At 60.9% G+C, this 20,412-nt stretch carries 23 protein-coding genes; 15 read left to right on the top strand and 8 right to left on the bottom strand.

The genetic code is table 11. The features are described 5' to 3' along the window. Positions 1–139 precede the first annotated feature (139 nt). Positions 140–1,309 carry an MFS transporter gene (locus tag MUM_RS0111075; protein ID WP_010169782.1) on the top strand — a complete coding sequence of 390 codons (1,170 nt, stop codon included), beginning with the start codon at positions 140–142 and terminating at the stop codon, positions 1,307–1,309. Between the two features lie 66 nt (positions 1,310–1,375). Next, complete coding sequence (locus tag MUM_RS0111080; RefSeq protein ID WP_010169783.1) at positions 1,376–2,323, top strand: hypothetical protein; 948 nt, start codon at positions 1,376–1,378, stop codon at positions 2,321–2,323. On the opposite strand, the gene MUM_RS0111085 is transcribed toward MUM_RS0111080, so the two are convergent. After that, the gene (locus MUM_RS0111085) at positions 2,320–3,126 is read right to left on the bottom strand and encodes a sulfite exporter TauE/SafE family protein (protein WP_010169784.1); all 807 of its coding nucleotides are present in this window, start codon (positions 3,124–3,126) and stop codon (positions 2,320–2,322) included. The genes MUM_RS0111080 and MUM_RS0111085 overlap by 4 nt on opposite strands. A gap of 115 nt (positions 3,127–3,241) precedes the next feature. Between MUM_RS0111085 and MUM_RS0111090 the strand changes: the two genes are divergently transcribed. The 4 genes from MUM_RS0111090 to MUM_RS0111105 all read left to right on the top strand — a co-directional run bounded on the left by MUM_RS0111090 (position 3,242) and on the right by MUM_RS0111105 (position 5,160). After that, positions 3,242–4,012 (top strand): AraC family transcriptional regulator, encoded by a 771-nt coding sequence (locus MUM_RS0111090; protein WP_010169785.1) that lies wholly within the window; start codon positions 3,242–3,244, stop codon positions 4,010–4,012. A 104-nt stretch (positions 4,013–4,116) separates the two neighbouring features. Next, positions 4,117–4,437: a helix-turn-helix domain-containing protein gene (locus MUM_RS0111095; protein ID WP_010169786.1), complete on the top strand. Its 321-nt coding sequence runs from the start codon at positions 4,117–4,119 to the stop codon at positions 4,435–4,437. 47 nt (positions 4,438–4,484) lie between these two features. Further along, entirely contained in the window at positions 4,485–4,847 is a 363-nt protein-coding gene (locus MUM_RS0111100) for a type II toxin-antitoxin system RelE/ParE family toxin (RefSeq protein ID WP_010169787.1), read from the top strand. Continuing rightward, positions 4,822–5,160 carry a helix-turn-helix domain-containing protein gene (locus tag MUM_RS0111105; protein ID WP_010169788.1) on the top strand — a complete coding sequence of 113 codons (339 nt, stop codon included), beginning with the start codon at positions 4,822–4,824 and terminating at the stop codon, positions 5,158–5,160. Before MUM_RS0111100 ends, MUM_RS0111105 begins: the two co-directional genes overlap by 26 nt. Positions 5,161–5,194: 34 nt before the next feature. On the opposite strand, the gene MUM_RS0111110 is transcribed toward MUM_RS0111105, so the two are convergent. Continuing rightward, positions 5,195–6,133: a GlxA family transcriptional regulator gene (locus tag MUM_RS0111110; protein WP_010169789.1), complete on the bottom strand. Its 939-nt coding sequence runs from the start codon at positions 6,131–6,133 to the stop codon at positions 5,195–5,197. Between the two features lie 116 nt (positions 6,134–6,249). Here MUM_RS0111110 and MUM_RS0111115 point away from each other — a divergent pair, with 116 nt between their 5' ends. Beyond that, positions 6,250–7,044, top strand: a complete 795-nt coding sequence (locus MUM_RS0111115; RefSeq protein ID WP_010169790.1) for an SDR family NAD(P)-dependent oxidoreductase — start codon at positions 6,250–6,252, stop codon at positions 7,042–7,044. A 6-nt stretch (positions 7,045–7,050) separates the two neighbouring features. On the opposite strand, the gene MUM_RS0111120 is transcribed toward MUM_RS0111115, so the two are convergent. The 3 genes from MUM_RS0111120 to MUM_RS0111130 form a co-directional block, all read right to left on the bottom strand. Continuing rightward, positions 7,051–8,433, bottom strand: coding sequence for an amidase family protein (locus tag MUM_RS0111120; protein ID WP_238535528.1), 1,383 nt, complete (start codon positions 8,431–8,433; stop codon positions 7,051–7,053). A gap of 212 nt (positions 8,434–8,645) precedes the next feature. Continuing rightward, positions 8,646–9,431 (bottom strand): hypothetical protein, encoded by a 786-nt coding sequence (locus tag MUM_RS01000000132495; RefSeq protein ID WP_141629484.1) that lies wholly within the window; start codon positions 9,429–9,431, stop codon positions 8,646–8,648. Positions 9,432–9,682: 251 nt separating this feature from the next. After that, on the bottom strand, positions 9,683–10,741 hold the full coding sequence (locus MUM_RS0111130) for an MBL fold metallo-hydrolase (protein ID WP_010169793.1): 1,059 nt from the start codon (positions 10,739–10,741) through the stop codon (positions 9,683–9,685). 124 nt (positions 10,742–10,865) lie between these two features. Here MUM_RS0111130 and MUM_RS0111135 point away from each other — a divergent pair, with 124 nt between their 5' ends. From MUM_RS0111135 to MUM_RS0111150, 4 genes are all read left to right on the top strand, one after another. Beyond that, positions 10,866–11,486 (top strand): TetR/AcrR family transcriptional regulator, encoded by a 621-nt coding sequence (locus MUM_RS0111135; RefSeq protein ID WP_010169794.1) that lies wholly within the window; start codon positions 10,866–10,868, stop codon positions 11,484–11,486. A 189-nt stretch (positions 11,487–11,675) separates the two neighbouring features. Then, entirely contained in the window at positions 11,676–12,734 is a 1,059-nt protein-coding gene (locus MUM_RS0111140; RefSeq protein ID WP_010169795.1) for a diguanylate cyclase, read from the top strand. 239 nt (positions 12,735–12,973) lie between these two features. Continuing rightward, entirely contained in the window at positions 12,974–14,293 is a 1,320-nt protein-coding gene (locus MUM_RS0111145; RefSeq protein ID WP_010169796.1) for a methyl-accepting chemotaxis protein, read from the top strand. A gap of 79 nt (positions 14,294–14,372) precedes the next feature. After that, positions 14,373–14,888, top strand: coding sequence for a DUF1003 domain-containing protein (locus MUM_RS0111150; RefSeq protein WP_010169797.1), 516 nt, complete (start codon positions 14,373–14,375; stop codon positions 14,886–14,888). A gap of 105 nt (positions 14,889–14,993) precedes the next feature. Here MUM_RS0111150 and MUM_RS0111155 read toward each other — a convergent pair whose 3' ends face one another. After that, positions 14,994–15,878, bottom strand: coding sequence for a LysR family transcriptional regulator (locus MUM_RS0111155; protein ID WP_010169798.1), 885 nt, complete (start codon positions 15,876–15,878; stop codon positions 14,994–14,996). Positions 15,879–15,957: 79 nt separating this feature from the next. Here MUM_RS0111155 and MUM_RS0111160 point away from each other — a divergent pair, with 79 nt between their 5' ends. Both MUM_RS0111160 and MUM_RS0111165 read left to right on the top strand, forming a co-directional pair. Beyond that, on the top strand, positions 15,958–16,653 hold the full coding sequence (locus MUM_RS0111160) for a CTP synthase C-terminal region-related (seleno)protein (protein ID WP_010169799.1): 696 nt from the start codon (positions 15,958–15,960) through the stop codon (positions 16,651–16,653). After that, on the top strand, positions 16,650–16,973 hold the full coding sequence (locus tag MUM_RS0111165; RefSeq protein WP_010169800.1) for an antibiotic biosynthesis monooxygenase family protein: 324 nt from the start codon (positions 16,650–16,652) through the stop codon (positions 16,971–16,973). Before MUM_RS0111160 ends, MUM_RS0111165 begins: the two co-directional genes overlap by 4 nt. A 170-nt stretch (positions 16,974–17,143) precedes the next feature. Here MUM_RS0111165 and MUM_RS0111170 read toward each other — a convergent pair whose 3' ends face one another. Continuing rightward, positions 17,144–17,467, bottom strand: coding sequence for a DUF2025 family protein (locus MUM_RS0111170; protein ID WP_010169801.1), 324 nt, complete (start codon positions 17,465–17,467; stop codon positions 17,144–17,146). 232 nt (positions 17,468–17,699) lie between these two features. On the opposite strand from MUM_RS0111170, the gene MUM_RS0111175 reads away from it, so the two are divergent. Together MUM_RS0111175 and MUM_RS0111180 are read left to right on the top strand one after the other, a co-directional pair. Continuing rightward, complete coding sequence (locus tag MUM_RS0111175) at positions 17,700–18,827, top strand: glycerophosphodiester phosphodiesterase (RefSeq protein WP_010169802.1); 1,128 nt, start codon at positions 17,700–17,702, stop codon at positions 18,825–18,827. Beyond that, positions 18,828–19,505 (top strand): helix-turn-helix domain-containing protein, encoded by a 678-nt coding sequence (locus tag MUM_RS0111180; RefSeq protein WP_029615852.1) that lies wholly within the window; start codon positions 18,828–18,830, stop codon positions 19,503–19,505. On the opposite strand, the gene MUM_RS0111185 is transcribed toward MUM_RS0111180, so the two are convergent. Next, the gene (locus tag MUM_RS0111185) at positions 19,446–20,375 is read right to left on the bottom strand and encodes a sterol desaturase family protein (protein ID WP_010169804.1); all 930 of its coding nucleotides are present in this window, start codon (positions 20,373–20,375) and stop codon (positions 19,446–19,448) included. The genes MUM_RS0111180 and MUM_RS0111185 overlap by 60 nt on opposite strands. Between the last annotated feature and the right edge of the window lie 37 nt (positions 20,376–20,412).

Consider the following 20,412-nt stretch of genomic DNA (forward strand, 5'->3'; position numbering starts at 1 on the left):
GAATGTGGGAGCGGGCTTGCTCGCGAATGCGGTGGATCAGCTGGTACATGTGGTACTGACACACCGTATTCGCGAGCAAGCCCGCTCCCACACTTGATCTTCATCGCCTTGAAAAAAGAATAAGGACGTCTGTTCCACCGTGGCCACCTACTCCCTGGTAATCCGCCGCTTGATGATCTGCTCGCTGACCATCGTGATCAGCCGAGCCATGACCAGCCCGCTGATGACCCTGTTGCTGAGCAAACGCCTGGGCCTCAACCAGCAAGACATCGGCTTGCTGATGGGCATCGCGGTATTTACCGCCACGTTGATGGGCCTGTACGGCGGCTACGTCATCGACCGCATGGAAAAGCGCAAATTGCTGATCCTGGCTATGCTCTCCAGCTCCATCGGTTTTCTGTTACTGACCTTTGCCACCAACCTCTACCTCACCACCTTGACCCTGGTGATCACGGAGTCGGCGTCGGCGCTGTTCCTGATCGGCTCCAAGGCGATCATCAGCGAGAACCTGCCGGTGGAGCAGCGCGCCAAGGTGTTTTCCCTGCGCTACACCCTCACCAATATCGGCTACGCCACAGGCCCCATGGTGGGCGTGGTGATTGCCGGGCAAATGCCGCTGTTGCCATTCATGCTGTCCAGCGCCATTGCGTTTGTCAGCGTGTTCCTGATGATCGGCATCCCGCCCACTCAACGGGAGGAAAGCAGCAAGCCCTTGAGTTTTCTCACCACACTTAAAACCCTGCGTAACGACCGCAGCCTGGTGCTATTTACCGGCGGCAGCCTGTTGAGCACCATCGTGTATGGCCGCTACACCTTGTACCTATCGCAATTCCTACTGGTGATTCACAACCCGGATGACGCGCTGAAGATCCTTTCCGCCATCCTGGCGTGCAACGCCATTACGGTTATGTTGCTGCAATACCAGATCGGTCGGTTCCTCAAGCGCGAACAATTACGCTACTGGATCCTGCTGGGCACTTCGCTGTTCATCTGTGGCCTGATTGGCTTCAGCCAGGCTGACAGCCTGCTGTCGTGGTGTGTGGCGATGTTCGTGTTTACGTTGGGCGAGATGATTATCTTCCCGTCTGAGTTCCTGTTTATCGACACCCTCGCTCCCGAGTCGCTGCGCGGCAGTTACTACGGCGCGCAGAACCTGGCGGCGTTTGGCGGGGCATTGAGCCCGGTCATTTGTGGGTACCTGTTGATCAATGCAGCGCCGACGGCAATGTTCTACGCGCTGAGCGGGCTGACGGCAGTGGGCGGGACGTTGTGCTTTCTGGCTGGACGCAGGGTGGCGAGCAAGGCGTGACTACGGGTATTGTTGGCGCACTGTCTCGCTTGTAAAAGCGAAATCTCTCACGGACCCGAGCCCCCCATGAAATTCGACACGGCCTACAGCCTGAGTCTCGACGACAAGCTGTCGATCTATGACGTGCGCGACCTGAATTTCGACGAAACCGCCGCCTTCGATTCCGACAAGGACAGCTTCCTGTGCCCCAACGATGAATGCCGGGCGGCATTTGCGGCAAGCAATGTGCTGGGCACGTTCAACGCGAAAAACGTCAATTACCTGCGCACACCGCATTTCAAAAATATCCCCAGCACCCGGCATATCGACGGTTGCCGCTACGCCAGCCGCCACGCCGGAAAAGGTGAAGCTGAGGATGGGCCGGAGGAAAACTTCCCGTCGGAATTTGTCCTGACGCGACGCCAGTACGAACGCAAGACAACGGTGATCGGTGCCGAAGGCGGCACCCCACAAGCACCACCGAAAACGCCCACAACCCGCAGCGCCGTGTCTTACAGCTCAAGCGACACCACCCCGGACAAAACCAGCGTCTTCGCCCACCCGGTGGAATGCTATGTGTCCAATATCGGCGACAAGGACAAGCTTAAAAGCATGCCCTTGAAGATCGGCGATCACACCGCGACCTATTGGACGTTTTTCAAGAAGATCGAATACCTGCAAGACAACAAAGGCCTGATCTACTGGGGCAAGATCAAGGCGATCAAGGACTACACCAGCAGCTTTCGCATCGACTTCGAAAAGAAGGCCTGGCTCGACAAGAAGCCCTACTCCATCAACGTTTACCTGAGCAAAAAACTGATCGAGAACTACCGCAAGCGCAAAGCGTTCCTGGAACAGATCAAGGCGGCGGTGGACAGTGAGCGGGCGTTGTATTGCTTCTTCTACGGGGTGACGCCGGAGCTGAAACAGGTACCGAGCAAGAAGAACCCCGAGCAAACGTTCGGCGTGTTCAGTGCCAATATCGAGAACCTGGACCACCTGATTATTCGCGAGGCGCCGGGGTTGGAAAGCTAGAGCAGCATGCTCACCATCACCGCGCCCAACAACCCGATATACACCCGCGCATGCAGCGCGTCCGGGATGCGACCGATCCACAGCGTGGCCAAGCGAATGCCCAGCAGCGAGCCCAGGGTGAGGATGGCAAACGCCAGCAAGTCGACATAGCCGACAAACCACACGCCCAATTCCACCTTGGCGAATCCCGCCATGACCATGTAGGTAAAGGTACCGGCCAGCGCCACCGGCACACTCAACGGGTTGGCCATGGACGTGGCCTGGGACATGCTCAAGCCGCACCGGCGCAACAGCGGCACGGTCATCACGCTGCCGCCCACCCCCAGGAAGGTCGCGATCAACCCAATGGCAATGCCGCCGCCCGTCACTTCCGTGCTGCCCAGGCGCCGTGGTGGGTGCGTGTCGTCCTGGCTGAGAAAGCCCCTGCGCAACAGGCAATCGACGATGGTGACGGCCAGGTAAGCGATAAAGGCGTAGCGGATAAAGCTACCACTGGCGAACATCGCTGCACCGGCCCCAAGCACCGCGCCAATCCCGATAAACCCGCCCAACGGCCACAGGTAATGGCGAATCAGATTACCTTTGCGCCGGTGTTTTCCGGTGGCGATCAGCGCGTTGACAATCATCACGCAGGTGGAGGTAGCGACCGCGATATGCATCGCCGACTCACTTACGCCCATGTCGTGGCTGAGCGTCAACATGCCGTACAGCAACGGCACCACCACGAACCCGCCGCCGAACCCGAACAGCACCGCCGTTACGCCGGTCATGCAGCCGAACAGCGCCAGTAATAGATAGAACATCGAGTATCGCCTTAAGCATCAGGAGGAGCCTTGGACGATAGAGATTCAAGGCTTGGCCCGCTTGCGCAAGTCGGCCAATAATGTGCGAGATATTGCCACTCTCGGAATCCGCCACATGCGCAACGTTTCCATCGCACAACTGGACCTGACGCCCCGAACGGTAGTGGCGATCGGCACCGACTATCCCGACGGCTATCTGCTCAAGCGCCACAGCCATCGGCGCGGGCAGTTGTTGTATGGCGCCACAGGCGTGATGCAAGTCAGCACCCAGAAAGGCAATTGGGTGGTGCCGCCCCAGCGCGCCGTGTGGATTCCCGCCCAGGTGCCCCATGAAGTACTGATGCTCGGCGTGTCGACCCGTAGCCTGTACATCGAACCGCACGCCGTCACCGATTTGGGTTCCAGTTGCCACGTCATCAGCATTTCGCCACTGATGCGCCAGCTGCTGATGGACGCGGTGGAGATGCCCCTTGAGTACGACGAGGCCGGGCGCGACGGTGCGCTGGTCTGCCTGCTGCTGCACGAACTGGCCCGCGCCACGCACTTGCCGCTGCATATCCCGCTGCCGCAAGACCCACGCTTGCTGACCTTGTGCCTGACGTTTGTGCAGCGCCCGGACGTGCACCAGTCACCTGCTCAATGGGCCGAACACTCGCACCTGAGCCTGCGCACCTTCAGCCGGCATTTTCGCCAGCAAACCGGCTTGAGCTTCGTGCAGTGGCGCCAGCGCGCCTGTGTGGTGCAGGCCCTGGCGCGGCTGGCCAGTGGCGAAAGCATCACCCGCATCGCTTTGGACCTGGGCTACGAAAACCCGGCGGCTTTTTCCAGCATGTTCCGGCGGGTGCTCGGCCACTCACCGAGTACTTACCTGGAAGGGGCGAAATAGAGCGGCGGTTGCGCTATCGAAAAAATCCAGTTGATGAGCGGTCAAAACAACTGTACAAAAACACAGTATAGTTTGCCCTCCCCCGTCGAACCTGGAGAAAGCCCATGTCCTCTCTGGCAATGAGCAGCACCGTAGAACAGCAGATCGTCCTTCACCAATTTACCCCACGGCACAGCGTACAGGCCCGCCTGATGCTGGGCTGGAGCCGGGAAGACCTGGCCCGGGAAGCAGAGGTGGACGTGGACGCCCTCCAGCGTTTTGAAAGCCATGGCGATGTGGATGATGCCGTCCGCCTGAGTGTGGCGTTTCGCCTGGAGGCTGAAGGGTTGGTGTTTTTCCCGGGGTTTGCGCCGGGGTGGGGGATGAGTGTGAGGGGCTCTTTGCCCTTGTCGTCAGAGCATTCAGCGGTTGAAACGGCTGATTGAGATTTCTCTTTGCACTGACGTTTATCCCTATTTAGGTATATCCTCTCATGAGTTCATGGAAGCCACTCCTGTGGGTGGGCGGTAGCAAGAAAGATCTGCAGCAAATGCCTGGGGCTGTTCAAGATGTGTTTGGCTTTGCGCTCCACCTTGCTCAGGGAGGAAGCAAACATTCACAAACCAAGGCACTGAAAGGGTTTGGCGGTAATGCGGTGCTTGAGGTCGTCGAGGATTGCGACGGCAACACTTATCGAGGGGTATATACCGTCCGTTTTGACTCAGCTGTTTACGTCCTCCATTGCTTCCAGAAGAAGTCGACAAAAGGCATCGCTACGGCACAGCACGACATACAACTGATCAAACAGCGACTCAAGGCGGCACAGGATCATGCACAAGCATTACAACGCGATTGAGATCGAAGAAAGCAGCGGCAATGTCTATGAAGACATCGGGCAACCCGACGCCAGTGAAATGCAGGTCAAGGCTCAACTGGCGGCGAAGATCGGGGAGATTCTCAAGACACGAAACCTCACTCAGGCACAAGCGTCCGTCATCCTTGGTTTATCGCAGCCCAAGGTGTCTGAAATGCTGCGTGGCAGGTTCCGGGGTATCAGTGAAGCCAAGATGCTTGAGTGCTTGTCCCGCCTGGGGCGAGATGTGCAAATCGTCATTACGGCTGCGCCCGCTTCGCGTACTCAAGGGCGTATTGAAGTGCTATTCGCCTGAGCTGCCCAAGGTTCTGGCCACCGTAAATTGACGTCTATGCCTGCAACTGCAACGCCCGGCGGATCATTTGTGGCGGCTGGCCAAACGCCCGCAAAAAAGCCCGACGCATGCGCTCCGGGTCACCGAAGCCCGTCTCCCGCGCGACGACATCGATGGAATGGCTGCCGGATTCGAGCATCAGCCGCGCCGCTTCAATGCGCAGGTGTTCGACCGCCTTGGCCGGGGACTGGCCGGTTTCGGCGCGAAACAGTCGGCTGAACTGGCGCGGGCTGAGGTGCGCCGCTTCGGCCAGTTGCTCTACCGAGAGATCCTCCTGCAGGTGTCCTTTGGCCCAGGCCAGAGCGGTTTGTACTCGGTCGGATTTGGGGTCCAGTTCCAGCAACGCGGAAAACTGCGACTGGCCACCGGCACGGCGATGGTAGACCACCAGTTTCTTCGCGACGTCGCGGGCCACTTCCACGCCCAGGTCGTGCTCTACGAGGGCCAGGGCCAGGTCGATGCAGGCAGTCATCCCGGCGGACGTCCATAAAGGGCCGTCTACGGTGAAGATACGGTCTTCCTCCAGCCTCACGTTGGGGTAGCGCTGGCGAAACGTCATGGCGTGGTACCAGTGGGTGGTTGCCTTGCGCCCCTCCAACAGCCCGGCCGCGGCCAGGTGGAAAGAACCGGTACAGGCCGACGTGACCCGGCGCGACGCCGTCAATGACGCCTGCAAATAGCCCACCATGCCAGGGGTGGGCTCCAGTAATTCGTTGTCCCCCAGCACCACGATCGTGTCGTAGTCCTGCTGCCCAAAGGCCAGGCTATCGATGGCAAAGCCCATGGAGCTTTTGATCGGCCCACCGTGCTCCGACAGCAAGTCGACGCGATAGAACGGTCGCCCCACCACGAAGTTGGCAAATTCGAACACGCTGCTGGTGGACAGGCTGAGCACCTGAAAACCGGGAAACAGCACGATACCGACGGACACCATGGCCAAACCCTCATGTCTCTAAAGGTGGGATATATGACATTGCAGCCATCACATTACACCCATAATCTTGGTTCCAACAAGGCCGATCCTCTCCCCGGCCATTTGGAGCAACTGCCATGTCACAACACAAAGGTTATGCCCTGATCACCGGTGCTTCGTCTGGAATAGGCGCGGTGTATGCCGACCGCCTGGCTCGTGCCGGCTACGACCTGATTCTGGTGGCCCGCAACCAGCAACGCCTGGAGCAACTGGCAACCCGCTTGAAGGCCAGCACTCAACGTAACGTCGAGGTGATAGCCGCCGACCTCAATCTGCCGGCCGACCTGGCGCGGATCGCCCAGGTTGCCCACGACGACGGCCGTATCAGCCTGCTGGTGAATAACGCCGGCGTAGGAGCCACCGCTTCGCTGCTGGAGTCGGACGCCGACAAAATGGACGCAATGATCCTGCTGAACGTGCTGGCGCTGACCCGCCTGGCCAAGGCTGCAGCGACCAATTTTGTCGCCCAGGGTCGCGGCACGATTATCAACATCGGTTCGATTGTCGCCCTCGCCCCCAAGCTGCTGAACGGCGTCTATGGCGGTACCAAGGCCTTCGTGCAGGCCTTCAGCGAATCGTTGCAGCATGAACTTGCCGACAAGGGTGTGGTGGTTCAGGTGGTGCTGCCGGGCGCCACCGCCACGGAGTTCTGGGACATTGCAGGGCTGCCAGTGAACAACCTGCCGGAAACCATGGTGATGACCACCGAAAATCTGGTGGACGCTGCCCTCGCCGGCCTTGCCCAAGGTGAACGCGTGACGATCCCTTCGTTGGCGGACAGTGCAGATTGGGAGGCGTACGAAAGCGCGCGGCTGGCACTCGGTCCGAACCTGTCGCACCGTAATCCTGCCGCACGCTACGGGTTGAACTGAACCGGATTAACCCGGCCCGGGAATGAATGCAGGCTCCCTGATTGCCAGGGAGGCCTGCTCATACCCGTAGGCAACCGAAAGCAGCGTGGGTTCGTTCAAACTCGCACCGTAGAAATGAAGCGCCGTCGGCATACCGTCGTCGTCCATGCCGGACGGCACGGAGATTCCCGGGTAACCGGCCGCCGCTGCGAAGTAGTAGCTGCCTGAAAGGAAGTTCGACACGATTGCATCCAGCTTGTGCTCGGTCAGTGGTTTGTTGACGGTGTCCTTGAAAATCGGGCTGATAGCGGCCCACAGCCCTTCCCGCACGTCATCGCTCACGTCCAGGTCCTTGATCATGGTGAGTAGCCCTTGGTCGGGAACGCCCGGCCCGGTGTTGCGCTCGTTGAACTCAACCAGCTCTGACAACGATTTCACCGGCAACCCTTCCCGCCCGGCCAGGTACGCCTCAAGCTTTTGCTTAACGTCGGCGTACAGGGCGAGGCTATAACTGTCGTAGGTATCGTCCGACACACCTTCGGCCAGCTTTCCCACCGGTACCAATGTCGCGCCCTTGGCCTGCAGCAAGGTGAGAGCGTCTGCAAAATGCTGCCTGTCGGCTCTGATGTCAGGGTCTTCGGCGTCATCCGCCGATAACTCAGGCAATGGCGTGTAGCCTGTGCGTTTGCCCACCAGCGAGTCAGGCGTGAGCCCGGTGGTGTGATGGTTTGTTTCGGTCATCGCATCCAGTGCTTGCGCAGCATCTCGCACGGTGCGGGTGAAGGTGCCCACCGTGTCCAGGCGCGAGCTGGTCATCACCCCTTCGGTACTCACCAGGCCCACGGTGGGTTTGAAGCCAATCACACCGTTATAGGCCGCCGGCGCAATGATCGATCCATTGGTTTCGACCCCCAGTGCCAATGGCACCAACCCCTGGGCCACCGCTACGGCCGAGCCTGTACTCGAACCCGCCGGCTGGCCATTTAATCGGTGAGGGTTGAGCGTTTGACCGCCCCGGGAACTCCAGCCGTTGACCGGCGTGTCAGAGCGAAAATTGGACAACTCGCTCATGTTGGTTTTTCCGACGATGACCACGCCCGCCTTCAACAGGTTATCCACCACCCGGGCATTTTTTGCGGCAGGTGTACCCACCAGCGCCGATGAGCCCGCGCTGGTCTGCATCTTGTCGCTGGTGTCGAAGACGTCTTTGAGTGCGATCGGCACACCATGCAAAGGGCCGCGCAGCTTGCCGTCGGCGCGCTCCCTGTCCAGTGCGCGGGCGTTCTCACGGGCATCCGGATTGATTTCAATAAACGCGTTGCCGCCCTGCAGGCCCTTGTCCAGGTTGGCTATTTGTCTGAGCGAATCCCTCACCACCGCCTCCGAACTGGCTCCGTTGGTGCTGGCCATGTCGGCCGCCAACGCCTGCGCACTCCGGAAGCCCTGCGGCGCATGCGTTATCGCGTCGAAAAAACCTGTACTCCATCCCGCGCCCAAGCTTGGCCCAATCATTGATGACTCCCCGGCTGTCTGAAGGTGAGGGGTATCACTTGATAACCCTGGCTCAGTCTAAGAAGAGAATCACTCAATGGCGTTGGGGCAAATCTTCCAAATTTGTGCGATCACTCGCTCCGCGAAGTAGGCCCGTCAGGACTGCTCTTGTCCGCCAACAGCACCTGCCGGAAACCGTGCACCAGCGTCGCCAGGCGATCTCCGGCCCACCGCGCGCCATAGAACCAGACCCCGGCCGATACACCCTCGACGTCAGCGCCCACCGGTAGGCAGAAACGCGGATGACCCGTGGTGGAGGCACGATGGAAAGCGGGGGTTTGTGCGTCGGATATCAGCGCGTCCAACTGATACTCAGTGACCCGCTCGTCGATCTCATTACTGTGGGCAAGGCTGAAATACCGCGTGTCATCCGCGATCAGGGCAGGCACGGGCACCAACTGGGCACCGGCAGTGCGCAGCAGGCTCAATACCCGGGAAAAATACTCGCTGTGGGAGACGGCTTCCCGACGCTCACCGCACCTGTATTCACCGGCAAAACCGATACGGCTGCCGGCGAGCGACGGAGTATTCCTCAAATGCCCGGCATCGGCGACCGGAGGAATCTCCACCATCACCTTCCCTTCGGGGTCGACGCCGCTCAAGGCGATCAGTGACAGCGCGGGGTCGCGCACGGTACGCATCATGGGGCCCGGGATATCGAACCTGGGGCCTGGATCAACGCCCAGAGGACTCCCGGCGTGAAGACTGGCGCCAAACTCGAGCCCGCCCTGGTGCGTACTTTTATCGACAATCGCACCACCGCCGTGGCTGCCGAACACCAGTGGCGTCGAGCCAGGCTCGTGGCCCTTTTCTGCCGCAGCAATACCGGGCCCGACAACGGCAGTTTCTCCAAGCACGGGGGGCCTGATGTTGCGATGCTTCGACGGCACTCCCTCAACCTTGTCCGTCACCGGAACGTCAGGTGCGGGGCCGGATCCTTTCCCGGGCAACAACGGCCGGATCGTCAGTGACACGCCCGGCCCTATGCCTTTGCTGCTGTTATCGTCCATACATCCCACTCCTCGAGGGTTCTCACGAGGAGCGATTGCACCCTTTTGCCGGGAGGGGCGTATGTCGGAAATGGCTTGCAGCGCCGGCTGCCAAGCCCTTACCCGATGACGTGCTCTTCGCTGCCTTGATGCTCAACCTCCAGCCACCAGGCCTGCCCGCGCTCCGGCTGATTGAGCATGAAGGCCTGCCCCATCGGCGGCGTGGTGATGGACACATTACGCTCCCACGCCAGCGCCATGATGCGGTCGAAGGGTTCGTGCCACGCGTGAAACGCCAGGTCGAACGTGCCGTTGTGGATCGGCAGCAGCCAGCGGCCCTTCAAGTCGATGTGCGCCTGCAGGGTTTCTTCCGGCTGCATGTGAACGTGTGGCCAGTCGACGTTGTAGGCGCCGGTTTCCATCAGGGTCAAATCGAACGGACCATACTGCTCGCCGATGCGCTTGAAGCCGTCGAAATAGCCGGTATCACCGCTGAAGAAAATCCGTCGTGGACCGTCGATCATCACCCACGAGCACCACAGCGTCTGGTTACCATCGAACAGGCCACGCCCGGAAAAATGCTGGGCCGGGGTCGAAACAAAACGGATCCCGTCGACTTCGGTGCCCTGCCACCAGTCCAGTTGCCGTACCTTGCTGGCGTCCACGCCCCACTTGACCAGCGTATCGCCCACACCCAGCGGCGCGAGGAAGAAGCGGGTCTTGTCCGCCAGTTGCACCACTGCCTTGTGGTCCAGGTGGTCGTAGTGATTGTGGGAAAGAATCACCGCCTCGATCGGCGGCAGGTCCTCAAGGCTGATCGGCGGCTGGTGGAAGCGCTTGGGGCCGGCCCAACTGAAGGGCGACGCACGCTCGGCGAACACCGGGTCGGTCAGCCAGAACTTGCCGCGCATTTTCAGCAGCACAGTGGAGTGCCCGAGGCGGAAAACGCTGTGGTCGGGGGCGGCAAATAGTTGCTCGCGGGTCAGCGGCTGCACCGGGATCTCACCCACCGGCCGTGTACTGCGAGGCTTCTGGAAGAGCATCTTCCACATGATGCCCAGGGTTTTGCCCAAGCCACCATGCTGGATGGGCTTCTGATTGGTGAAGTGACCTTGATGCTGTTCGGAAGACTTGGGCGCTGAAGAAGAACTGTCGAGACGGGTTGAGATCGTGGCCATTACCGAGGAACTCCTGCAGACTGCTCAAAAAATTACACTGCACAGTGTAGTTTCTAGATTGCAACAAAACCGGGAGCAAGTAAACTACCGAGTGTAAGTTTCCCTTCAGAGCCGAAATCCCCCCATGACTGCACCCCAGCGCCTCACCGACCGTAAACGCGAAGCCATCGTGGCAGCCGCCATCGCCGAGTTTCGCGACAACGGGTTCGAGGTCACCAGCATGGACAAGATTGCCGCCACCGCGGGGGTTTCCAAGCGCACGGTGTACAACCACTTCCCGAGCAAGGAAGAGCTGTTCGCCGAAATCCTCCACCAGCTGTGGGCCAGCAGCGTTGCCCAACTGGACGTCAGCTACGCCAGTGACCGGCCGCTGCGCGAGCAACTGCGCGGGCTGCTGCAAGCCAAGATGACGATGATGTCGGACGCCAACTTCCTCGACCTGGCTCGCGTGGCGATTGCCGCCACCATCCATTCGCCGGAACGCGCCCAGGACATGGTCAACCGCCTGAGCAAACGCGAAGAAGGGTTTACCCAATGGGTGCGTGCCGCTCAGGAAGATGGCCGGTTGAGCTGCACCGACCCGTGCTTCGCCGCCCACCAGGTACAAAGCCTGCTCAAGGCTTTCGCCTTCTGGCCGCAGATCACCCTGGGCCAGCCCACGCTGGACGCCGATGCCCAGGCAAGCGTCATTGAGTCCGCCATCGACCTGTTCCTGGCCGGCTATGAGGTCGTGCCACGGCACTGACCTGTTGCAGGAACGACACCCAAGGTCGTTTTTTGACTTATTCGTCTCATGTCCTTTGCAAATGGCCCCGAAGGACACTGATTATTCCCACGCGAATAACTGACAATATTCACACGTATTATCCGACCAGTGGTTTTCCCGATCACGTGTGCCGTCGTACCTGCAAAAAAAGAATCGACCCAGGAATCTATGGAAAACCAACGAGGCAAAGGGCTGTCATTTGCCAGACGTATCTACAGGCCAAGGATCATCGGCCTGGGCATCGGCTGCATCAGCGTCATCGCTGCGCTTTACCCACTGCACATGCCAGGCTGGGTCTGGGCGTTGCTGCTGTTCAATGGTTTTGGCTGGGCGCACCTGGCGTTTCAACTTTCCTCTCGCTCCGACTTCCCCTACAAGGCTGAACGACGAAACCTGCTGTACGACTCGCTGCTCGGCGGGTTCTGGGCGGCCACCACACAGTTCACGCCCCTGACGGCGGTGACCATCCTGTCGATGATGACCATGAACAACGTCGCCGCCGGCGGCAAACGCCTATTCCTGCACGGCATCGTGGCGCAATTGGCGGGCATCGGCGTGTCATGGCTGCTGTTCGGGATGACCTTCAATCCCGACGTCAGCCTGATCCAGGTCTACGCCTGCCTGCCGATGCTCACGCTGTATCCCATGGCTCTGGGCATGGTCTGCTACCGCCTGGCGATCAAATTGTCGGAACACAAGCGTGCCCTGAGTGCCCTGAGCCGCACTGACAGCCTCACCGGCCTGCTCAACCACGGTTCGTGGAAAGACCTGCTGCACCTGAAGTTTCACAAGTGCCAGCAACAACACGTGCACGCCACCATCGCGCTGATCGACATCGACCACTTCAAGCAGATCAACGACAGCTATGGGCACATCATCGGTGACCAGGTACTGCGCCAACTGAGCCTGGAACTGCGGCGCAACCTGCGGGAAAACGACCTGGCCGGGCGCTACGGCGGCGACGAATTCTGTGTGATTCTTCCGGACATGCCCCTGGAACAAGCCGCGCAGGTGATGGAGCGCATGCGCGAAGTGTTCAGTAATTATCGCAACCCGGAAATTCCCGAGCTCAGGGTCAGCCTGAGCATTGGCCTGGCCTCGTTCCAACCCGCCTTCACCGACGCGGCCATGTGGCTCAACGCAGCAGACCGAGCGTTGTATGCCGCCAAAGACACCGGCCGTAACCGGGTCAATATCAGCGACTACGCGGTCGCCCATACCGCCTGAAACCCGCGCACTGCACCTCGTCTGAATTAAACGCAGCCGTCACCGACCGATAGCATAATGCCGCCATTGGTCGGCGGTCGTAGAACTTCTTGCTGGCAGTACCACTCAGAACCCGCTGTTCCACCCCTCTGTCAGCACAAGGAAGCTGGCAATGAGCACGCTCGCCGTAGGCTGAAGCCTTACGGTGGCAGGCGCCCCCATGGATACCCCTGACGCTTGCTTCCCCCGAGCACACGACCATGCTATTCAACACCCACAAAAAAACCATCAGCACCCTGCAAGCCACAATCGCCCAGCAGGCCAGCCTTCTCGACGCCATCGACCGCTCCATGGCAGTGATCGAATTCGACCTGCAAGGCACCGTCCTGCGGGCCAACGAGAATTTTCTCAAGGCCATGGACTACACCGCCGACCAAGTCCTGGGCCAATCCCATCGCCTGTTCTGCACCCCGGCCTTTGCCCGCAGCGCCGAGTACGGCCAGTTGTGGACGCAACTGCGCAACGGCCAGTTCCAGTCGGGCACCTTCGAACGGGTGACCCGCAGCGGCCAGCCGATATGGCTGGAGGCCAGCTACAACCCGGTGCGCGATGAGTCCGGCAGCGTGGTGAAGGTGGTGAAATACGCCATGGACGTCACCCCGAAAATGCAGGCCGAGAGCGAAGCCAACGCCAAGCTGCAGGCCATCGACCGCGCCATGGCGGTGATCGAGTTCAACCTCGACGGCACCATCATCAGCGCCAACCAGAATTTTTTGCACCGCATGGGTTACAGCCTGGCGCAGGTGCAGGGCAAACATCACCGCATCTTCTGCACACCGGAGCTGGGCAACAGCAGCGCCTACAGCGATTTCTGGCGTCGGCTGAACCAGGGCGAACTGTTCAACGGCCAGTTCGAGCGCATCGACAAAAACGGCCAGATCGTGTGGCTGGAAGCCAATTACAACCCGGTGTACGACGCCAGCGGGCGCCTGTGCAAGGTGGTGAAGTACGCCTCCGACGTCACGGCCATGGTGGAGAAACACGCCGCCGACGCGCAAAGCGCGACCCAGGCCTATCACATCTCGCTGCAAACCCGGGACATCGCCGAAAAAGGCGCCGAGGTGATCCAGCAGACCGCCACGGGCATGCGCGAGATTGCCGCCAACATCGACGGCTCTTCCGCGCTGATCGCCAAGCTGGGCGAGCGTTCTCAGCAGATCACCGCCATCGTCAACACCATTCGCGGGATTGCCGACCAGACCAACCTGCTGGCCTTGAACGCCGCCATCGAAGCGGCACGGGCCGGTGAGCAAGGCCGTGGTTTCGCAGTGGTGGCCGATGAAGTACGGCAATTGGCGGCGCGCACCAGCGGTTCAACGGCAGAGATTTCCTCGATGATCGAGATGATCCAGAACGAAACCCGCCAGGCCATCGACAGCATGGACGGCACCCGCGACCGCGCGGCCCTGGGCGTGGACCTGGCCAACCAGGCCGGTACGGTGATCCTGCAGATTCGCGAAGGCGCCAGCGAGGCGGTGCAAGCCGTCAGTGCGTTTGCCAATGATCAGGGCAACCGGTAAGCAACAGGCTTCTTCATGTGCCCGGTCAAGGGCTCGGTCTATAGTGGTGCCTGTCTTACGCCACGGATTCGAGCCCGCCATGACCCCGGATAAACCTGAAGCCAACGTTGATCATCTGCGTTTTCACCGTAAACACGCCCATCTCGCGCCGACCTTTGGCAACGACACGTTTGCGCTGAAAGCCGAAGCCTTTGCGCGGTTCTTCGGCACGCCGACTTTCCTTGGGGCGCAAACCGCGATTGTGGTGCTCTGGGTCGTGCTCAACATAACCGGCGTCACGCACTTTGACGTGTACCCGTTCATCCTCTTGAACCTGGCGTTCAGCCTGCAATCGGCCTATGCCGCGCCGTTGATCTTGCTGGCCCAAACCCGCCAGGCCGCGCGGGACAAAGCCCAGTCCGACGCCGACGCCCAGCACCGCGAAGCCCTGGCCGTGGCCAACACCGAACGCCAGGCCCAGGCGGCGCACACCACCAAGCAGTTGCTGGAACTGCTGGAACAGAACACCAAGCTCACCGAGATGACCAAACAGCTGACCGAACGCATTGAAGGGCTGACCAGCGAAATGCATGACCACTTCGTCCGCAAGACCTGACCCTGCCACACCTCCAATGTGGGAGCTGGCTTGCCTGCGATTGCATCACTGCGGTATGCCTGATGCACCGCAGCGCCTGTATCGCAGGCAAGCCAGCTCCCACAGTCAGTTCACCGGCAAGCGCACATGCTGGCCCAACTGATCAAATAACGTCACCACCGAGCGCAAGGCCCGGCAATCGGGGCGTGTCAGCAGCCACAGGGCGGTGTCGTGCCCTACCAGCGGCGGGCTCAGCGGGTGCAAGTCCGCGCCCAGCAGGTAATCCGGCAACGCTGCCACGCCAAGCCCCGCGCGCACCAGTTCGGTCACCGAGACCATGCTGTTGCAGCGATAGGCCGGCATTACCCCCGGCAAGTGCTGGCGCCGCCAGGTGACGGTGGGGTGGTCCGGCAGGAAGTCATCCGGCGCGATCCAGTTCAGGGCGGCCAGCTCCGCGCCCGCGTGCTGGCGGGCATAGTCGGCACTGGCACACACCCGATACGACACCGTGCCCAGGCAACGTCCTACCAGATGCTCGGGCGGTGCCTTGGTCAGGCGCAAGGCGATATCCGCGTCGCGGCGGCTGAGGTTGGCAAAGTCATTGGAGGTGCTCAGTTCCAGGGTCAGCGCCGGGTAGCCGGGCATGAACTGCGCCAGGGCCGGCAATAACAGCGCTTGCAGCACCGAATCGGTACAGGTCAGGCGTACCGTGCCGCTGATCACTTCACCGCCCTGCTCCACCCCCACACGCGCCGCCTCCAGCGCCTGTTCGGCACGTTCGGCCTGCTCGGCGAGGGTGGTGGCCAAGGTGGTGGGCAGGTAGCCAGCGCGGCTCTTTTCGAACAGCGTCTGGCCCAGCGCCGTCTCCAGCCGCCGCACGGCTCGGAACACCGTAGACACATCCACCCGCAGCAACCCCGCCGCCCGTGCAAGCGTGCCGCCACGCACCAGTGCGAGGATCAGGGACAGGTCGGGATAGTCGATTTGATAGTGCGCCACTGCATTGAACATATGTGCTAACGCCAATATTGATTGCGTGGACGCCAATCTATAGTGAGCGCCAGGACTCAACAAGCCACGGATACCCTCGATGAATAAAACCACCCTGCACCTGGCCCTGATCGGCGACTACGATGCGCAAGTCACCGCACACCAGGCCATTCCCTTGGCGTTGCAACAGGCCGGCGAGGCGTTGGGCCTGACGGTGCGGTTCGACTGGCTGGCCACCGACACGATCAAATCCACCGAACAACTGCAGCACTACGATGGCTTCTGGTGCGTCCCCGCCAGCCCCTACCGCGACCTCGACGGCGCCCTGCTGGCCATCCGTTATGCCCGCGAACAGCGGCGTCCTTTCCTCGGCACCTGCGGCGGTTTTCAACACGCGGTGCTGGAATATGCCCGCAACGTGCTGGGCTGGGCCGACGCCGAGCATGGTGAACTGGCCCCCGACTCGCCGCGCGCGGTACTGACACCCCTGACCTGCGCCCTGGTGGAGGCGACAGACAGCATCCGCCTGATGGCCTTTACCCGCATCGCCGAGGCCTACGGCACCCTCGATCTCCACGAAGGCTACCGCTGCCGCTATGGCATCAACCCAGACTTCGAAAGCGCACTGCTGGAGGCCGACCTGATCGCCAGCGGCCACGACTCGGCGGGCGACCTGCGGGCGGTGGAGTTGCTGGACCACCCGTTTTTTGTCGCCACCCTGTTCCAGCCGGAACGTGCGGCGCTTAAAGGCATCACCCCGCCGCTGGCCATTGCGCTGCTGAAGGCCTGCGCATGATCGCCAAGACACCCAAGCCGCCGTATTACGCCGTGGTGTTCAGTTCGTTGCGCACTGAAGGTGACAACGGCTACGGACAAGCCGCCGAGCGCATGCTGGAACTGGCCCGGCAACAACCCGGGTTTCTCGGCGTGGAATCGGCACGAGGGGACGACGGGCTGGGCATCACCGTGTCCTACTGGAGCAGCGAAGCCGCGATCCTGGCCTGGAAGCAGCACGCCGAACACACTGAGGTGCGCGAGCAAGGGCGCGCCACCTGGTACTCGGCGTGCCATACACGGGTGTGCAAGGTGGAGCGGTCTTACGCGTTCGAACGCTGAAACATCAACCTGTGCAAAACACTCAATGTGGGCAAGGGGCTTCTGTAGCGAGGGAGCTTGCTCCCGCTGGAGTGCGCAGCGCTCCCAAGCTTTTGGGTCTGCTGCGCAGCCCAGCGGGAGCAAGCTCCCTCGCCACAAAAAGCTCTTTCGCCGCAGGGGCAATGTGGCGCTCAACTGACCAAATGACGCACCGCACTGATCTGTGGAATCTCCACCCGGCGCATGTACACCCGCAGCGGTTCGGTAATGTTGATGCGATCGTCGATATTCTGGTCCAGCAACAACTGGATCCGCTCGCGGGACAAGGTCATGGCCTGCCCGTCCACCGGCAGCCAGACAAACTCGGAGGTAGGGATAATGCCGTCATCGGCCACGTCCATGCCGAAGGAATCTTCGCTGAAACGTACGATGTACTGGCCGGTCTTGCGGTTCAGGCCGACAAAACCGTGGAGTTGGTCGGCGGCCTGGCAGATAAGCTCGGAGGTGATGCGCATGGTAAACCTCACTGAAAAGTCCTACTTGGACTGGAAAGATGGTTTACACGCGTGGCAAAAAAATCTGCCCTCTGATGGGGCAGCTAAGGGCAAGAGTACTGCATAGCACAGCACAAAAGCGCAGAAAAATGGCCCGTGAACACGTTAATGTCGGTTTGGTGATAGCGCCATTCGCATTCAATTGTTAAAAAGGAGCCCTTCTCAAAGTTACCTCCACGAAAGGACTTCGCATATGCCTGTCACGTTTACCAAGAGTGCCCTGCTGCTGGCCCTGATGTTGGGCCTTGGCCACGCACAGGCGGCAAGCCCGATCAGCCCTACCGAATTGGCCACCAACGAAGGCATTCCGCACCCTGCGGTGATTGCCCACCGTGGCGCGTCCTACGATGCACCGGAATCCACCGCCGCGGCCTACAAAGTGGCGCGCGACCTGGGTGCCGACTACCTGGAAATGGACCTGCAACGCAGCAAGGACGGCGTACTGTTCGCCCTCCATGACAACAACCTGCAACGCACCACCGACGTCGCCACCAAGTTCCCCGAGCGCAAAGACAGCCCGGCCAACGAATTCACCTGGGCCGAGCTTAAAACCCTGGACGCCGGCAGCTGGTTCAACGCCGCCTACCCGGACCGCGCCCGCCCTGGCTTCGTCGGCCTGAAAATCCTGAGCCTGGACGAAATCATCAAGATCGCCGAAGGCAACCCGCAGCACAAACCCGGCCTGTACATCGAAACCAAAGAGCCGAAGCAATTCCCGGGTATCGAAGCTGACCTGAAGAACAAGCTGCTGGATAAAGGCTGGCTGAGCTCCACCGGCTCCAACCAGGCCCAGAAAAACATCGGCGTCGGCCAGGGCAAGGGCCGCGTAGTGCTGCAAACCTTTGAGAAGGACAGCCTGAAAGAGCTGCAAAAAGAGATGCCCAACACCCCGAAAATCCTGCTGCTGTGGGTGGGTGAAGGCAGCATCGAACCGAAATCCAAGGTGACCTTCGCCGAGTCCGGCGAGCCGACCAAAGCCGCCTACTACGCCAAGCAGGAACCCAAGGACGCCGCCGAATTCGAAAAATGGATCGACGAGGCCAAGAGCCTGGGCGCCATCGGTACCGGCCCTTCGGCACAGCTGACCAACCTGGGCGACCAGAGCTACTCCGACCTGGTCAAACCCGAGATGAACCAGTTGACCCACGACAAGGGCCTGCTGGTGCACGTGTACACCGTGGATGAGCCGGTGGACTTCGACAAGGTGATGAAGGCCGGCGTCGATGGCATCTTCACCAACCGCGCCGCCGAACTGCTGAAGTACTACAAGCGCTGGCCGTCCTCGAGCGTGGCCGACCTGCTGCAGGACAACGGTTACTGAGTGAGTTCCGAATGGTCAGGTCGCCTGTGGCTGGGGCCTGACTACGGGCTGATCCAGGGCATACCGGGGCGCACCGCGCCCCATGCGCACTATGCCCATCAGTTGATGTTCTCCCCGGGCGAGCCGATCACGGCCAGCCTCGATGGCCGTGTCACCACGGCCCATCGCCTGTTTATCCCCTCAAGAATGCCCCACGCCATCCTCCACACCGAGGGTGAGGTGTTGATGGTGTATGCCGAGCCCGGCGCGTTTGATCTCGACCTTTTGCTGGCCGCCCTCGCCGATAGCCAACTGTCCCTTGAGGCACTCGACCGCACGCTGCGGCAGTTGCCGCGACGCGCACTGGAAGACACCCGTGTGGAGCGCGCGCTGCTGGCGCTGGATCAGCAACTGAGCGGCAAGGTCTCGGCCCAGGCTCTCGCGCAGGCAGCGCACGTTTCGTTGAGCCAGTTGGAGCGCTTGTTCGCCCATCAGTTGGGGTTGCCGGTGCGCCGCCTGGTGCTGTGGCGGCGCTTGCGGGTAGCGCTGGGGCTGGCGCTCGGCGGTAACACCTTGACCGAGGCGGCCCATGGCGCGGGGTTCGCCGATTCGGCGCATTTTTCCAGGACCATGAAGCAGCTATTTGGCGTCACGGCCGGGGCGTCGTTGCGCAACCTGCACGTGCGAATCCTGGAATAGACCGGCCGGAACCGGCGGCTCCTTGCTCAATCGCACGGCCCTGAACGGATCGCGCAACTGCGCCACATAATCCCGCGGAAAGTCCGGCCGGCTGCCAATCCCCAGATCGCCCTGCCCCATTCGATAGTCCTGGCAGTAAAACGCCGTCCCCAACAGCCAATCCCACAGATTGAAAAACAGCCCGAAATTCACATCCCCCGCCCGGCCATATTTCATGTGGTGAAACCGATGCACCGGCGCCCAGGCGAACACCCAGCGCAGCGGCCCCAGGCGCATGTCGACGTTGGAATGCTGCAACAACAGCTGAATGGCAATCGCCAGCGCCAGCAGCAGCGCCACATCCGTGGGAATGCCCAGCAGGATCAACGGCAGCAGCCCGGCCGTGGCTTCCAGCATCTGGTGCAGCGGGTGCTTCATCAAGCCATTGAAACCGTACAGCCGCTGCACGCTGTGATGCACCGCATGCAGGCGCCACAACGCCCCGACCCGGTGACTGGCGTAATGCATCAGGGTGATGCCCGCATCGGCAATGAAAATCGCCAGCAGCAATTGCTCCCACAGCGGCCATGCCCGCGGCCATAGACCGTCGATGGCCAACAGTGCGGTCAACCCCGGCAGGATCAACAAGCCCAATGCATTGAGGCCTTCATTGACCAATGCATGAAGAATGTCCCGCCTGCGATCGCCCTGGTTTCGATTCCATTGGGGCTCGTAAGGCAACCACGCCTCAGCGATAAACGACACCGCCACCGCCGTTACAAACACCAGCCCCAGCCAGGGCAGCGCACCCACCTCTACCAGCCACAACGCCCAACCGATAAATCCCGCCCAGAACACGGGCGCATAGACCCAGGTCATCAACCGTTTCATCTGTGTCTCCCATAAGTGAGACGCCAGCATGAAACCC

Source organism: Pseudomonas sp. PAMC 25886, assembly GCF_000242655.1.
Taxonomy (GTDB): Bacteria; Pseudomonadota; Gammaproteobacteria; order Pseudomonadales; family Pseudomonadaceae; genus Aquipseudomonas.